Annotated in this window: 14 protein-coding genes; 6 read left to right on the forward strand and 8 right to left on the reverse strand. The window is 63.6% G+C overall.

The window, feature by feature from the left end:
- Positions 1-567 precede the first annotated feature (567 nt).
- A complete protein-coding gene (locus tag ACVIW0_RS19050) occupies positions 568-1,212 on the reverse strand; it encodes a response regulator transcription factor (protein WP_461357369.1) in 645 nt (214 codons plus the stop codon).
- Positions 1,213-1,368: 156 nt separating this feature from the next.
- On the opposite strand from ACVIW0_RS19050, the gene ACVIW0_RS19055 reads away from it, so the two are divergent.
- From ACVIW0_RS19055 to ACVIW0_RS19065, 3 genes are all read left to right on the forward strand, one after another.
- Entirely contained in the window at positions 1,369-2,628 is a 1,260-nt protein-coding gene (locus tag ACVIW0_RS19055; protein ID WP_461353705.1) for a histidine kinase, read from the forward strand.
- Between the two features lie 241 nt (positions 2,629-2,869).
- Positions 2,870-3,502: an SGNH/GDSL hydrolase family protein gene (locus ACVIW0_RS19060; protein WP_461353706.1), complete on the forward strand. Its 633-nt coding sequence runs from the start codon at positions 2,870-2,872 to the stop codon at positions 3,500-3,502.
- A gap of 256 nt (positions 3,503-3,758) precedes the next feature.
- Positions 3,759-4,856 (forward strand): 2OG-Fe(II) oxygenase, encoded by a 1,098-nt coding sequence (locus ACVIW0_RS19065; protein WP_461353707.1) that lies wholly within the window; start codon positions 3,759-3,761, stop codon positions 4,854-4,856.
- A 44-nt stretch (positions 4,857-4,900) separates the two neighbouring features.
- On the opposite strand, the gene ACVIW0_RS19070 is transcribed toward ACVIW0_RS19065, so the two are convergent.
- A complete protein-coding gene (locus ACVIW0_RS19070) occupies positions 4,901-5,173 on the reverse strand; it encodes a hypothetical protein (protein ID WP_461353708.1) in 273 nt (90 codons plus the stop codon).
- Positions 5,174-5,340: 167 nt separating this feature from the next.
- On the reverse strand, positions 5,341-6,261 hold the full coding sequence (locus tag ACVIW0_RS19075) for an alpha/beta fold hydrolase (protein WP_461353709.1): 921 nt from the start codon (positions 6,259-6,261) through the stop codon (positions 5,341-5,343).
- Positions 6,262-6,379: 118 nt separating this feature from the next.
- Between ACVIW0_RS19075 and ACVIW0_RS19080 the strand changes: the two genes are divergently transcribed.
- Together ACVIW0_RS19080 and ACVIW0_RS19085 are read left to right on the forward strand one after the other, a co-directional pair.
- Entirely contained in the window at positions 6,380-6,838 is a 459-nt protein-coding gene (locus ACVIW0_RS19080; RefSeq protein WP_461353710.1) for a winged helix-turn-helix transcriptional regulator, read from the forward strand.
- 95 nt (positions 6,839-6,933) lie between these two features.
- Complete coding sequence (locus ACVIW0_RS19085) at positions 6,934-7,101, forward strand: hypothetical protein (RefSeq protein ID WP_176531327.1); 168 nt, start codon at positions 6,934-6,936, stop codon at positions 7,099-7,101.
- A gap of 10 nt (positions 7,102-7,111) precedes the next feature.
- On the opposite strand, the gene ACVIW0_RS19090 is transcribed toward ACVIW0_RS19085, so the two are convergent.
- A complete protein-coding gene (locus ACVIW0_RS19090; RefSeq protein WP_461353711.1) occupies positions 7,112-7,930 on the reverse strand; it encodes an aminoglycoside phosphotransferase family protein in 819 nt (272 codons plus the stop codon).
- A gap of 194 nt (positions 7,931-8,124) precedes the next feature.
- Between ACVIW0_RS19090 and ACVIW0_RS19095 the strand changes: the two genes are divergently transcribed.
- On the forward strand, positions 8,125-8,382 hold the full coding sequence (locus tag ACVIW0_RS19095; protein ID WP_461353712.1) for a hypothetical protein: 258 nt from the start codon (positions 8,125-8,127) through the stop codon (positions 8,380-8,382).
- Between the two features lie 18 nt (positions 8,383-8,400).
- Here the strand turns inward: ACVIW0_RS19095 and ACVIW0_RS19100 are convergent, their stop codons facing one another.
- From ACVIW0_RS19100 to ACVIW0_RS19115, 4 genes are all read right to left on the reverse strand, one after another.
- Positions 8,401-9,708: a PQQ-dependent sugar dehydrogenase gene (locus ACVIW0_RS19100; protein WP_461357370.1), complete on the reverse strand. Its 1,308-nt coding sequence runs from the start codon at positions 9,706-9,708 to the stop codon at positions 8,401-8,403.
- Between the two features lie 117 nt (positions 9,709-9,825).
- On the reverse strand, positions 9,826-11,439 hold the full coding sequence (locus ACVIW0_RS19105) for a DHA2 family efflux MFS transporter permease subunit (RefSeq protein ID WP_461353713.1): 1,614 nt from the start codon (positions 11,437-11,439) through the stop codon (positions 9,826-9,828).
- On the reverse strand, positions 11,436-12,593 hold the full coding sequence (locus ACVIW0_RS19110) for an HlyD family secretion protein (protein WP_461353714.1): 1,158 nt from the start codon (positions 12,591-12,593) through the stop codon (positions 11,436-11,438). Before ACVIW0_RS19110 ends, ACVIW0_RS19105 begins: the two co-directional genes overlap by 4 nt.
- Positions 12,594-12,663: 70 nt before the next feature.
- Positions 12,664-14,157, reverse strand: coding sequence for a sensor histidine kinase (locus ACVIW0_RS19115; protein ID WP_461353715.1), 1,494 nt, complete (start codon positions 14,155-14,157; stop codon positions 12,664-12,666).
- Between the last annotated feature and the right edge of the window lie 4 nt (positions 14,158-14,161).

Genomic DNA, 14,161 nt, shown 5'->3' on the forward strand with positions numbered 1-14,161 from the left:
ACTTTCTGTTTACAAGCGCAGTGCTGCTCGGATTGCTGTTTGTCGCGGATTGGTATTTTCCGGCAGCACCAGCGACCGTTGCCCGCAACGACATCGACCGCGCAACGATCCGCATTCACTCGCGGCAAAAATGGCCGGAAGCGATACGGATGGATACAAGCGCCCCACTCGTCACCGCCTCGCCGGCGCCCCCGGCTCCCATCACTGCCCAAGCTCCCGCACCGCAGCCCGCGGCTGTCGCTGAGGCCGACCCGCCCAGGTCCCCCCCGTCGAAAACACTCGAGCAGATCGCGCGGCATGCAAAGCCGACCCGGCACGCGCAGCGCGAGCGAAGCCCACGGCTTGCACAGCGCGGCCAGCGCGTTGCGAGCTATCGCGATTCGGATTGGCCCGGGGAATGGCAAGGCTGGTCATTCCCCAGGTGGTGACCCGTCCGGAGGCTTTCCAATGAAGGTTGCTGGAAGGGTGCATTGGTCGCTTCCATTGCCCCGACGAATGCAGTCCGTTCTTCCGGCAATGAAGGACTGGCCGCGCCATTGGACGCGGCCAGTCCAATTCTCGGCAGGGTCAGCCGAGTTCCATTTCGACGGCGATCCGCACCAGGTCGGAATGGCTCTTCGCGCCGAGCTTCTGCTTGAGCAGAGACGTGGTATTGGCGACGGTCTTATAGGAGATGCCCAGCGCCGATGCGACGTCGACGATCTTGTCGCCGCGACCGAGCAACCGAAGGATTTCCAGCTCCCGCGCCGACATCTGCGAGGCCGGGTTTGCCTTGATCGCGGCACCGCCGAAAGCGATCGCCTCGGCGAGATGCGGCGAAATGAATCGTTCGCCAGCCGCGACCTTGCGCACCGCCTTGACGAAAAGGCGCGGATCGTCGCTCTTCGACAGATAGCCTTGCGCTCCCATCTCCACAGCCCGCACGACGAATGCGGGATCGTCATTCATGCTGAACATGATGATGCGGGCGTCTGGATCGTCCTTGCGAATCCTGCGCAGCAGCTCGAACCCGGAAACATCGGGAAGCTTGATATCGATAACGGTCACATCCGGCCGCTTCTGCAGGAAAGCTCGATGACCGGCTTTGGCATCCGCGGCCTCGTCGATCTTCACTGTCTTGTCTGCGGCGAACAGGGATCGGCAGCCCGACACCACCACGGGATGGTCGTCGACGATCAATATCCTGGTGGCTGATTTGGCCGTATCTTGCACGCTACCTCCTCCGCCTAAATAGAACTTCGCGCGGAAATTGAAAGAGAAGAATCCCGAACGGAGCCCGCAGTGCCAAGCCTCCCGGATCGACTGTGGAACCGCCTTTCCCTTCGCGCCCGGCTGTTGCTGCCCATGGCTGCAATGGTTGTCGGCGCATTGCTGCTCGGCGGCCTTGCGCTGCGGACCTTCTCGCCTGAGCAGTTCGAAAATGAGAATGCCCAGGGCGCCCGCTCGGCCCAACGCGTAGCCGAGGCGCTAAATGCTGCGCTTGCGGCCGCGGACAATCCGCAACAAGCGCTCGATGCATTCGCAGCCTCCCTTGGCACCCCTGCCGCCATCGCGTTCGTGCCGTTGGGAGCCGACCGGCAGCGCGCGACGTCGGACACTTACCGTGGCAACGTTCCCGCCTGGTTTACCGCTCTGCTGCGGATTCCCGAGCTCGGCTCCGCCCATCCGGTCACAATCCGAGCGACGCATGTCGGTGATATCGTCTTCAGCCCTGACCTCTCGGCCGAGATCCTGGAGAAATGGATGGGCTTCCTGGCCGTTGCCGGCTCGAGCGCGGCACTGATGCTGCTCGCCGGGCTCAGCGCCTATTTTACGACGGGCACGGCGCTTCGCCCGCTGGCGCAGCTCGGTGCCGGACTGACCCGGATGCGCAACGGCGTGTACGATGCCGCGATCCCGCTGGCTGGCCCACCGGAAATTCGCAAAAGCTGCGCAGAAGCCAACGAGCTTGCCGCGACGCTAAAACGCCTCAGCCGCGACAATCGGGACCTGCTGCGCAAACTCGTTGCCGTCCAGGACGACGAGCGCCGCGAACTGGCCCGTGAGCTGCATGACGAGATGGGCCCGCTTCTGTTCGCAATCCGCGCCAACGCCACGGCGCTGTCCGATCCGGAGGCGGAAGGGCCTCCCGAGCCGGGCTCGCCCGCGCACGGCATTCTCAGCGCGACGGAGGCCTTGCAGCAGGCGAACCGGCGCGTGCTGGAGGGCCTCAGCCCGGTCTACATTGCCGAACTGGGATTGGCCGCCAGTCTGCAAGCGCTGCTGCGCAATGCCCAATCCCAGGCTCCCGGCCTCCGCGTGACATCTCGTATCGATCATCGCTTGGACGACCTCGACGGCCTGCTTTCGCAAACGACCTATCGCGTGATCCAGGAGGGTGTGACCAATGTGCTTAGGCATGCACAGGCGACGACGATGGGCGTCACGGCGACGGTCAACGGAGATCAGATCGAGATCGAGCTATTCGACGACGGCATTGGCCTGCCGCAGGACCTGACGTTCGGCAGAGGCCTGACCGGAATGCACGAGCGCGCGCGTGTGCTCGACGGAGACCTGCAACTGCTTCGCGAGCAAGGCCAGACCGTTGTGCGTTGCCGGCTTCCGCTCGACAAAGACATCGGGCGGTGACCGAGGACTGCTAACGCGTGTCACCGGTTGCAAGGGGCTCAGAGCCGAAAGCGCGACAAGACGGATCCGACCGACAACCAGATCACCAACATCAATCAAATAGATCACTGTACCAAAGGTAACGGGCTGCGCGTTGCCGTATCCAGTAACCTCTCTAGAGACGTGATCCGTAAAACGTGAACGCTGCGGTTGTTTCTGAATATTGCTCGGGGTTTGGCCGCGATGCTACCTCCGAGGAGCAATGTATCGCGCGCTTCCCTGGGTGTTGGCCATCATTTTTCTGGTTGGCTTCGTCGCTTCCTTCGCTGAACTGCAGCGAATGCGCCATCGCTTCGGTGAGGTGTCCCAACATCGCTTTCACGATCACGCCGCGGTGCGTGAATTCATGATCGGCGCCGCGCTCACCGGTGCGACGGCGCCGATCGTCGTGCTGGGTGACAGCATCACTGAAATGGCTCCGCTGCCACGGCAGCTTTGCGGACGTCCGGTCATCAACGCCGGCGTCGGCGGTCAGACCATCCGGGAGGCGAGGCAGCTTGCCCTACGTCTGCTGGAGGACCAGGGCGCGTTCCTGCTCGTGCTCGCGGTCGGCGCGAACGATGCCGGTTCGCCAACGGCGCAACGCGACTTCGCCGACCTCGTCGACACCGTCAAGCCGCTGTCGACGCGACCAGTGGTGGCCATTGCCGTCGCAGCTGACGGCGCAAGCAATCGCGAGATCGAAGCGGCCGCAGTCGCGCGCGGCATTCGGTTCATCGATCCGCATTTGCCGTCTGGCGCGAAGATGCCGGACGGCATTCACTTCACCGCTGCCGCCTACCGGGTCTGGGTGCCGGCACTCCAGGCGGTGATCTCGGCGGAATGCGACATGTGATCCGGGGACGGACCGCCTTGTGCGGTTCAAGGCGGGCTTCGGGTGCGCAGGCCACGCTGGCGCGCGCTGGGCATTTTGGAGCATTCGTGGCATCTTCATCGCCATTCAGTTGGGCATGGCCACCATCGTGCGCGTCGCTCGGGCGGTCGACGGCCATGTCGGACACCCGGATCGCATTGCAGTGATCCCTCGTTTGGCGCTCGCTGTGGCAGCGTGAAGCGAAATTTATACTCGGATGAATAATTGAGGTGATCGGATGGTTCAAAGTCACGAGGAGAAGCTGGATATTGGCCCGGGAAGTGCAGCGCCGTGGTTTTCACAACAAACGCTCTCGGTTGCGAATTATACGTTTTCGACTGCTGCCGGCCGCTATCTCGCACTCTGTTTTCTTGGCAGCGCAGGTGACGATCAGGCGCGCGAATTGATCCAGCAGGTTCTGGACGCCGCTGACGTTTTCAACGGAAAGCACGCGGCCTTCTATGGCGTAACGGTCGATCAAAAGGACAAGGCCGACCAGAGGATATCCGAGAGAGAGGGTGTTAAGTACTTTTTGGATTTCGACGGCAAAGTCAGCCGTCTCTACGGGGCAGTTTCCCAGGCCCAAGCCAACCAATCCCGCTACACGCGGATGTGGGTGCTGATCGATCCAACGCTGCGGGTGATCGGCCTGCTTCCGATTGCGCGAACCTCCTGGCTGATATCGCACCTGCGTTCTCTGCCGCCGCCAGATCGCTTCTCCGGAATACGTTTGCAGGCCCCGATCCTCTATCTGCCGAATGTCTTCGAACCCAGCTTCTGCAAGCGCCTGATCGATCTTTACGAGGCGAACGGCGGCCAAATGTCCGGCGTCATGCGCGAGATCGACGGCAAGACGGTCGGTGTGACGGACCTGCGATTCAAGGCGCGGAGAGATTATCTTCTGGAAGATGTCGAACTGAGGCGGCAGGTCGACCAGAGAATCGATCGCGCGATCGTCCCCGAGATCGCCAAGGTTCACCAATTCAAGGCCACTCACATCGAACGATACATGGTCGGTTGCTACGATGCCGCCGACAATGCGCACTTTGCGCCTCATCGCGACAACACGACCAAGGGAACGGCTCACCGCCGCTTTGCCGTTTCGATCAATCTCAACGAGGATTTTGAGGGAGGCGAAATCGGTTTCCCCGAATACGGACCTCAATCATTCAAGCCGGCCCCGGGGTGCGCCGTGGTCTTCTCTTGCTCATTGTTGCACGCCGTGAGTTTGGTCACGCGCGGAAGGCGTTATGCCTTCCTCCCCTTCCTCTACGACGAAGCGGCTGCGGAGATCCGCGATCAAAACCGCAGCTTCATTACAAGGCCCGATCAGTAAACGGTCTCGCTGCCGGTGGATGGCCGATCGGCTTTCCATCGACGTCAGCAGCCGCGGCATATGGTTTTGAGCTTTGCGTTCAGTTTTGCGTTCTCATCGGCAAGCATCTCGACGACGCTTCGTTTCTTCGATGGTGCGTCTGAAGAGCCTGATGGCGCGGTCTTGTCTTTCTCCGGGCTATTACCTGCGATCGAGGCGGCCTTGTCGTAGCAGGCCAATCGATCGCTCGCGTTCGAAATGGCCGAGCATCCGGACGTTTGAGCGGCCGCGCCATGACAAATGATCGTAAGACATGCAGCGAACGGGACAATCCTCATCAAAAACTCCTTCGAGTAAACATGAACGGCTTGGCTACGCGTTACGGCAATTGTCGAGCTAACCCACAAGGCGTCAATAGCATTTTTCACGGACCAAGCGATCATCCGGCTGCTGGCTGACACAACCGACCCAAGCCCGCTTGCCGCGCTCTCTCGATTGACCAACGTCACGTCTGCCGGACGAACTCCGCGATCAGGCCGGAGATTTCCTGCGGGGCATCCTCGAAGCAGTAGTGCCCGACACCGGCAAGACGCCTGATCGGGGCCGCCGGGAAGATCGCGGAAAACAGCGGCAGGAAATGCTCGGCACGCAGCGTGCGGTCCGCCTCGCCCCAGATCGCGAGCGCGGGCTTGCTCCGGATCAGGCGGTCGGCGGCGGGATGGGGCGCCGCGAATGTGTGTGCACCGGTGGCAAAGCCCTTCGCCCACCCGACCGCGCCGAGACAGTCGGCCGGCCGCGCGAACGGCGAGCCATAGGCCGCGAGCCAGGCGTCGGTGATGACGGAATTGTTCTCGAAGCCGTTGAGTTTCAGCGTGCTCAGGATGTTGAAGCCAAGCTGTTCAAGCACCGGCTCGAGCTCGCCGCTCGCCTCGGCCCTGGCGATCCATTGAAACCAGGGCGAGACCTCGGCGTTTGCGACGACGCGCTCGACCAAGTCGCGCTGCCCGAACGGCGTCGGCCCGTTGGCCGAGATGATGCGCCGGATGCGATCCGGATGGCGCGCGGCGAATCCCATGCCGACCGGGCCGCCGAAATCGTGCATGACGAGGGTGATGCCGGTGAGGTCGAGCGCGAGGACCAGCGCTTCGAGATTGTCGACATGGTCCTGCAGCCAATAGCTGCGCTGCGTCGGCGTCGCGCTCTTGCCGAAGCCCATGTGATCCGGAACGACCACGCGGTGCGTTGCGCTCAGCACCGGCACCAGATGGCGGAACAGATAGCCCCAGGTCGGTTCGCCGTGCAGGCACAGCACCACCTCGTCGTCGCGCGGGCCTTCGTCGAGATAGTGCATCCGGAAGCCCGGAGCCGTGCTGAAATGCGGCGCGAACGGAAAGGTGCCCTCGAATGTGGCGTCGGCTTGGATCATGAGGAGCCCCGTATGGTTTCAATTTGAAACCACTATGTACCGCTTGAGGTTTCACTTTGCAACCGATATATCGAGCTGACGATCGGACCGTGACATGGGGAGCGTCAGGCGAAGCGCGATGGCCAAGAGAGTGAGCCACAAGGATTCCTTGTGCGGCGTGGCGCGGCCGCTGGATGCGATCGGCGACTGGTGGTCGCTCCTGATCGTCCGCGATGCATTCGACGGGCTGCGCCGGTTCGGCGAGTTTCAGAAGAGCCTCGGGCTTGCCAAGAACATCCTTTCGGCCAGGCTGCGCAATCTTCTCGCCCACGGCATCATGGAGACGGTGCCCGCTTCCGACGGTAGCCCCTATCAGGAATATGTGCTGACCGAGAAGGGGCGCGGTCTCTTCCCGCTCCTGGTCGCGCTCCGGCAATGGGGCGAGGATTTCTTCTTCGAGCCCGGCGAGGCGCATGTGCTGCTGGTCGACAAGAAGAACGGGCTGCCGGTGCGCCGGCTCGAGTTGCGCGCACAGGACGGACGCGTCGTCGGCGCCGAGGATACGATGGTGCGGCTGCCGCCGGCCTCACCTGACTGAGACGGCGTGAGAAGCGGCGTAACATTCGCGCGCCCCCTACAGCAACTCGATGTTAACCCTCCTTGCCGCAGCATCTTCGCGTGGAGGTTCGAGCAATGCAGACATTCCGGATTTCGCTGAGCGATGGGGAGCGGAAATTCCACACGGCGATTCAGGCGCCGGATCCCGCCTCCGCGCGCATCAAGGCCGCCTACTTCTTCGACATATCGAAGTGGCGAATCCTGAGCGTGTCGCTGAGTGGCGCGAGCGCCGCAGCGGCATAGTTGCTGCGCCCTACGCCATCCGCTCGAGCTCGGCCGCGGCAAGCCCTGCAATCTGCAGATCGACGTCGGCGAGCGGATCACCGTCGCCGAGAAACCATGCTGCCGACAGGCCGGTCCAGGCGAGGATCCATGACAGCAGGCGCCGGCGATCGAGCCGCGCGGCTTCGACGACGATGCCGAGACGCCGTGCAAAGCGTCCGGGCTCGGTTGCGACGGGGCGTGTCGGATCGGCAAGATCCGGATTGGTGAAGATGTTGGCGAAGTCGAAGCCGCGCTCGCCGACGAGATGCTTTGGATCGATCGCGAGCCAGCCGCGCGCGCCGAAGTCGAGCACATTGTCATGGTGCAGGTCGCCATGCAGCACCACGATCTCGCGCTGATCGCCGAGCAGCGCTTCAGCGATCTCAGCCGACCGGTTCAGGATGCCGCCATGCGCTCTCGCCGCGGGCCACAACTCGCGAAACCAATGCGTGAGCGGCGTCAGATCCGGCCGTGGTTTGGTTCGCTCGGCGTGCAGCCGATCGGCCGTCGCACAGAGGATTCGGCAGGCCTCGTCGTCCCGGCCGGTTCGCGCCATTGCGCTGAGCGAAGCCGACCCCATCGCCCGTTGGAGCAACAGTGCCTCGCCGTCACGGGCAAGGACGCGCGCCGCACCGTCGCCATCCCACCATTCCATCACGAGGGCGCCGAGGCGTTCGTCCGGTTCGTGCGAGACTTTGAGCATGGCAGGCACCCCGTGCCGCCGCACCGGCAACAACCGTGCAGCACGGGTCACGATCGGATCGCCGTCGGGGACGAGGCTCCAGGCCGAGAGATAGGGTTCGAACATCCGGCTGGCTGATTGGGCAGGCGCGTGACCGCCGTTCTAATCATTGCCCGCGCGCGCCGCCACGCTGGTTCCCTGCGGCACATCGTGGCAGGGCTGTCTCCAGCCAGTTCCCTGCGCCTTGCCCATGTTGGCTGATGACAGCCCCCACCCTTCTCGCGCTACAATGTCGCAGCCGGTACTAGGAGGATGTGGCGATGCCGCGAAAGGGAATTACCGGACACGACGAATGGGTGGTCACGGAGGCCCTGGCCACAGCGCTGGTTGCGCTTGAACAGCTGCCGTCAAAGCATCAGCCGCGCGCGCATATGGAGGATGTCCGGAAAATCCTGACCGCGCGGTGCGAGGCCGGCGCCGTCACGCTGCATCTGGCGCAGGCCAAATGCCGGTTGTCTCCGGATACCGACCCCCTCACGATCTACGAGGAATACGGCCTCAAGGACGGTCTGGGATAGCGGATCTCGCTTGAACGCCTAATCGTGGCTCACCCGCCAGATCGTGCCGTTGCCGTCTTCGGAGACCAATAGTGCGCCGTCGCGCGCCACGGTCACGCCGACCGGGCGGCCCCAGACCTCATTGTCGCCGATGACAAAGCCGGTGACAAAATCCTCGTACTCGCCGGTCGGCACGCCGTTCTTCAGCCGGATGCGAATGACCTTGTAACCGGTGCGCTTGGATCGATTCCACGAGCCGTGTTCGGCGGCAAAGGCATCGCCGCGATATTCGGACGGAAAGTTGCTGCCGGTATAGAAGGTCAGGCCAAGCGAGGCGGAGTGGGCCTGCAACAGCACGTCTGGGACTGTCACCTTGTCCTTCAGGTCGGGACGCGCGTCGGCATGCGCCGGGTCCTCATTGGCGCCGATATAGTACCAGGGCCAGCCATAGAACGCCCCTTCGCGAATGCGCGTCACATAGTCGGGCACGAGGTTGTCGCCGCGGCCGTCGCGCTCGTTGGTCGAACACCAGGGCGTGCCGCTGCCGGGCTGGATCGCGAGCCCCACGCAATTGCGGATCCCGGTGGCGAACAGCTTCTGGTTCTTGCCGTCGGGATCGAAAGCGAGCACGGCGGCACGGTCGGTCTCGGCCCCCCACGCTGCGCCGAGTGCGTGGTCGCGGCTCCAGGCCTCAATGCCACCAGGCGGCTGGCCAAGCCCCTCGCCGGCGTTGCCGGCGGAGCCGACCGACACCAGCATCCGCTTGTCGTCGGGTGTGAACACGATGTCACGCGTGGAATGGCCGTAGCCGTGCGGAAGATTGGCGACGATCGTCTCGGCCTTGCCTTGTGCCTTGAGATCGCCGTTGCGATAGGCAAAGCGCACAACGCTGTCGGTGTTGGCGACATAGAGCCATTGCGGATTGTCGCCGCTCGGGAAGAACGCGATGCCGAACGGCCGGTTCAATCCGGTGACATAGACTTCATTGGTCGCAGGCTTGCTTGCACCGCTCTCGCTGCGCAGGACGCGGATGCGGCCGGGGCCGGTTTCCACGACGATGATGTCGCCATTGGGCGCGGTCCGGATGATCCGCGGGCCGCTCAAGCCGCTCGCAAACAGTTCGACCTTGAACCCCGCCGGCACCTGCGGCACGGCCGAGGCAGGCCGCTGCACCACGCGCGACGGATTGCTCCTGGAGGCTGTAGCACCCGGTCTGGGCAAGTCCTGCGGCGTGATCAGGCGCATCGTGCCGGGCTTGTCGCGCTGCCAGTCGCCGAAGGCGTCCGCGCCTTTCAGGACAGGCTCGGCACCCGATCGCGTGACGTCGACCGTTGCGAGGAAAACCATCGACAGAGTCACGCCGGCAAATTTTGCTTTTTGCATATGCTCCTCGCGTGAAATACGATCAGCCGCGCAATTCATAGCGCGGTTCGACCGCTATCCGCATTCACAATGTCGTCTGCTCTAGTGTCCCTTTGGCGGCCCAGCCAGATCGACCGGCTTGATGATCAAGGCGAGCGGGATCATCACGAGTCCGACGATCGAAAGCATCCAGAACACGTCGATGTAAGCAAGGAGATCGACCTGCTGCTGCAGGGTCTGGCCGACCCAGGCGATCGCCTGAGATGCGGCGTCCGATGCATTCGATCCCTGGGCCTGGAAATAGCGTGTCATCGTATCGATGGTTTGCTGATAGCCGAGATCGGACGGCGCGGCGTGCTCGATCAGCCGGCTCTGGTGGAATTGCTGGCGCTGCGCCAGCGCCGTTTGCGCCAGTGCGACGCCCATCGACCCGCCAATGTTGCGGGCGACGTTGATCAGCGCCGAGGCCTGGTTGGTCTTGTCCGGCGGCACGCCGTCATAGGACGCTGTCGTGACCGGCAGGAACAGGAACGGAAGGCCTGCCGAGAGGAAGATGCGCGCGAGCGCGGCGTAGCCATAGGTGATGTCGCCGTTCAGTCCCGTCAGATGCCACATCGAGAACGCGACGATGCAGCCGCCGAGTGCGATCAGATATTTCGGCTGCACGCGGCTGACGAGATTGCCGACAACCGGCATCAAGGTGAGCGTGACGATGCCACCGGGTGACAACGCAAGCCCGGCAAGAAGCGCGGTATAGTTCAGCTCCGTCTGCAACAATTGCGGTAACAGCTGGGTCGACGAGATCAGCACCGCGCCGGTGCACAGCATCACCAGAAAGCACGATCCGAACTGGCGGCGTCCCAACAGGCGGAGGTCGACGATCGGATCCTTGCGCGTCAGCTCCCACGGGATCAGCGCAATCAGGCAAACCGCCGACGCCAGCGCGAAGCCCGTGATCATGTCGGACCCGAACCAGTCCTTGCGCTGGCCTTCGTCCAATACGAATTCAAGCGAGCCGAGCCCGATCGCGACCAGCACGAAGCCGATATAGTCGACGCGCAGGCCGTTCTTGAGCAATTCCTTGCGCTCCTCTTCGGCGCCGGACGGCTCGTTGACCAGGGTCCCGACCAGGAAAAGCGAGATCAAGCCCATCGGCACATTGATCAGGAAGATCCAGTGCCAGGTATAAGTGTCGGTGATCCAGCCGCCGAGCGTCGGTCCGATCACGGGAGCAACCACCACTGCCACGCCGTAGATCGCGAAAGCCTGGCCGCGCTTGGCCGGCGGAAAGGAGTCGGCGAGGATCGCCTGCTCGCTGGTCGCCATCCCGCCACCGCCAAGGCCCTGGATGATCCGGAACAGAACCAGCGCCTCCAGGCTCCAGGCCAATCCGCAGAGCAGTGAAGCGAACGCAAACGTGGCGACGCAAATCATGTAGAACCGCTTGCGGCCGATCACGGTCGAGAGCCAGCCCGAGATCGATAGCACGATGGCATTGGCGACGAGATAGCTGGTGATGACGTAGGTGCTCTCGTCAATGCCGACCGCCAGGCCGCCTGCGATATGGCGCAAGGCCACATTGGCGATCGTGGTGTCGAGCACCTCCATGAAGGTCGCGATCGAGACGACGAAGGCAATCAGATAGGGATTATGCCCGCCCGCAGCCGAGCGCTGGGGCGACCAGGCCGCGCCGCCACCTGCCGCGACGTCGCTCATCGCACCCTGGTCCAGGGCACGACCGACATGCCCGGCCCGACCGGCACATCATCAGGCCAGTTGTCGACCACGATCTTCACGGGAACACGCTGCACGACCTTGACGAAATTGCCGGTCGCGTTTTCCGCCGGCAACAGGCTGAAGGCAGTGCCCGAACCGGGTTGAACCGAAGCCACGCGGCCGGTGAGCTTGCGTCCCGGATAGGCGTCGATCCTGACCTCGACCGGCTGACCCGGACGCATGTCGGTGAGTTGCGTTTCCTTGTAGTTTGCGGTGATCCAGATCTCGTCAGGCACGAACATCATGACGCTCTGCGCCGGCGCGACGTAGGTGCCGACCGCGCCGCTCAGTTTGACGACGCGTCCGGACTGCGCCGCAGTGATGCGTGTATATTGCAGGTTCAATTTGGCCTGATCGAGCTGTGCCTGCGCCTGCTCCAACGATGCCTTGCTGCTCTTGAGCTGAGCCTCGAGCGTCTTGACGCCGAGCTCGGCCGCGGTCACCGCCGTCCTCGCGCGGCTCGCATTGGCCTGTTGAGCATCGAGATCCGAGCGCGTCTGCTGCTGCCGCTGCACCGTGCCTGCGCCCTTCTCGACCAGATTCTGGGCACGCGCCGCCTCCTCCTGCGCGAATTTCAATTGCGCCTCGGCCTGCTGCTGCTGCGCCTTGGCTTCCTTGATCTGTTCCTGCTGGCTGTCGATCTGCGCCTCGACGTTGGCGATGTTGGCTTCGGCGACCGCGACCTGCGCGCTGGCCTGATCGACTGATATCTTGTAGTCGCGCTCATCGATCCGCGCGAGGAGATCGCCGGCATTGACGTGCTGGTTGTCGGTGACTGGGACCTCGACGACGTAGCCGCCGACCTTTCCGGCAACGGCAAAACTGCGCGCAGCCACGAACGCGTCGTCGGTCGATTCATAGTGCCGGATGTTGAGCCAGTAGATCACGCCACCGACGAGCGCGAGCAGCAGCAGACAAGCGCCGGCCGTGGCAAGCATCCAGTGCTCGCGCAGCCGGTCGCGCATCGACGGCTTGCGGTCGGTGTCCGGCTGCGGGGGCGACGTACGGTCTGGCCGCGTTTTTTGCTCTGGGGCGTGTTCGGGCTGCCGCGGTTCCTCAGCGGACGGCCCGCGCTCTCGGGTTTGGGCATCCACGGCAGCACCTCAGGCTACGAACGGGAGCGATCAGCCCTCGTTAACCGCAGCGCCGGAGGCTTGGTTCCTGCTAAACGGCCCTGGAACTGACCATAGGCTCGCGCGCAGCCGCCGATAGATCGCGGTACGCCGTGGTCTCCCCAACAAGCGACTTGAGCGGAACCGTGAGCCGGCAGATCAGGCCCTCGGCGCGCCAATCGAAATCGGCCCGGCCACCGAGCTGGGTCTCGATGCTGGCGATTACGCTTCGCGTGCCGAAACCCTTCTGCTTCGGCTTGGTCACCGGCGGCCCGCCGGATTCCACCCAGGCCAGGATCAAAGTATCGTCCTGCACTTCCCAGGTGATCGCGAGCCGGCCTGACAGCACCGACAGGCTGCCGTATTTGGCGGAGTTGGTGACGAGTTCGTGCAGCGCCAGCGCCAATGTCTGCGCGGTCGCGGGCTGTAACTGCACCTCGGCGCCCTCGATCTGGATCTGCCCGGCCTCGGAATAAGGCGCGATCTCCTCGGTCACCAGCCGGCGGATTTCGGCCCCCTGCCAGCTCGATAGCGACAGCACGGTGTGAACCCGCGCCAGCGCCGTGATGCGGCCCTCGACCGCCCGCACATAGGCGGTCACGTTCTGCGCGCGCGTCAGCCGCACGATCGATTGCGCCAGCGCAAGCGCATTCTTGGCACGATGGTCGACCTCACGGGTCAACAGGCTCTGCCGTTCCTCGGCCCTCTTGCGATCGGTGATGTCGACAGTCACGCCGCTCACCCGCACCACCCTGCCGTTCCGGTCGCTGGTCGCCGCCGCCGTGCCGACGCACCAGCGCACCTCGCCATCCGGCCGCATGACGCGGAATTCGGCTTCATAGGATGTCTGTCCGTTGCCGAACCCGGCCCAGGCCTGCTTCAACTCTTCGACATCGTCGGGGTGGAACAGCCCCTGGATGTTGTCCGATGTCAGCGCGAAGGTTTTGGGATCGACGCCGAAGATCTTGTATTGGCCCTCGTCCCACATCCAATCGCCGTTGACCCAGTCCCAGTCCCACGAGCCCATCTTGCCCGCGGCGATCGCCATGCTGCGGCGCGCCTCGCTTTCGACCAGCCGGGTGGTCGACTGCTCGAGCTCGGCGGTGCGCGCGCGGACGCGGTCCTCGAGCTCGGCGTTGAGGCGTTCGAGCTGCCGCGTCTTGCGGTAGAGTTCGGCGAACACGCGGATCTTGGCCCGCAACACCTCGGGCACAACTGGCACCGGGACGTAGTCGACCGCGCCCATCTCGTAGCCGCGCAGCCGGTCGATATCGCTGACCTGGATCGCCGAGATAAATATCATCGCGGTCTTCTGGAAACGCGGATGCTCGCGGATCATCGCCGCGAGCTCGAAGCCGTCGAGTTCGGGCATGCACACATCGACCAGGATGACCGCGACTTCGTTCTTGAGCAGGAACTCGAGCGCCTCGCGGCCCGATGATACCGCGACCAGGTTCTCGCCCAATTCCTTCAGGATGACTTCATAGGCCAGCAGCTTCGCCGGCTGGTCATCGACCAAGAGGATGTTTACCTTTTCGTCCATCATGTTC

This window comes from Bradyrhizobium sp. USDA 4454, from assembly GCF_054822705.1.

Bases quoted from the DNA above. Each gene is read 5' to 3' on its own strand.
- ACVIW0_RS19060 (WP_461353706.1), top strand. From the start codon at position 2,870: ATGTATCGCGCGCTTCCCTGGGTGTTGGCCATCATTTTTCTGGTTGGC.
- ACVIW0_RS19065 (WP_461353707.1), top strand. From the start codon at position 3,759: ATGGTTCAAAGTCACGAGGAGAAGCTGGATATTGGCCCGGGAAGTGCA.
- ACVIW0_RS19070 (WP_461353708.1), bottom strand. From the start codon at position 5,173: ATGAGGATTGTCCCGTTCGCTGCATGTCTTACGATCATTTGTCATGGC.
- ACVIW0_RS19075 (WP_461353709.1), bottom strand. From the start codon at position 6,261: ATGATCCAAGCCGACGCCACATTCGAGGGCACCTTTCCGTTCGCGCCG.
- ACVIW0_RS19080 (WP_461353710.1), top strand. From the start codon at position 6,380: ATGGCCAAGAGAGTGAGCCACAAGGATTCCTTGTGCGGCGTGGCGCGG.
- ACVIW0_RS19085 (WP_176531327.1), top strand. From the start codon at position 6,934: ATGCAGACATTCCGGATTTCGCTGAGCGATGGGGAGCGGAAATTCCAC.
- ACVIW0_RS19090 (WP_461353711.1), bottom strand. From the start codon at position 7,930: ATGTTCGAACCCTATCTCTCGGCCTGGAGCCTCGTCCCCGACGGCGAT.
- ACVIW0_RS19095 (WP_461353712.1), top strand. From the start codon at position 8,125: ATGCCGCGAAAGGGAATTACCGGACACGACGAATGGGTGGTCACGGAG.
- ACVIW0_RS19100 (WP_461357370.1), bottom strand. From the start codon at position 9,708: ATGGTTTTCCTCGCAACGGTCGACGTCACGCGATCGGGTGCCGAGCCT.
- ACVIW0_RS19105 (WP_461353713.1), bottom strand. From the start codon at position 11,439: ATGAGCGACGTCGCGGCAGGTGGCGGCGCGGCCTGGTCGCCCCAGCGC.
- ACVIW0_RS19115 (WP_461353715.1), bottom strand. From the start codon at position 14,157: ATGATGGACGAAAAGGTAAACATCCTCTTGGTCGATGACCAGCCGGCG.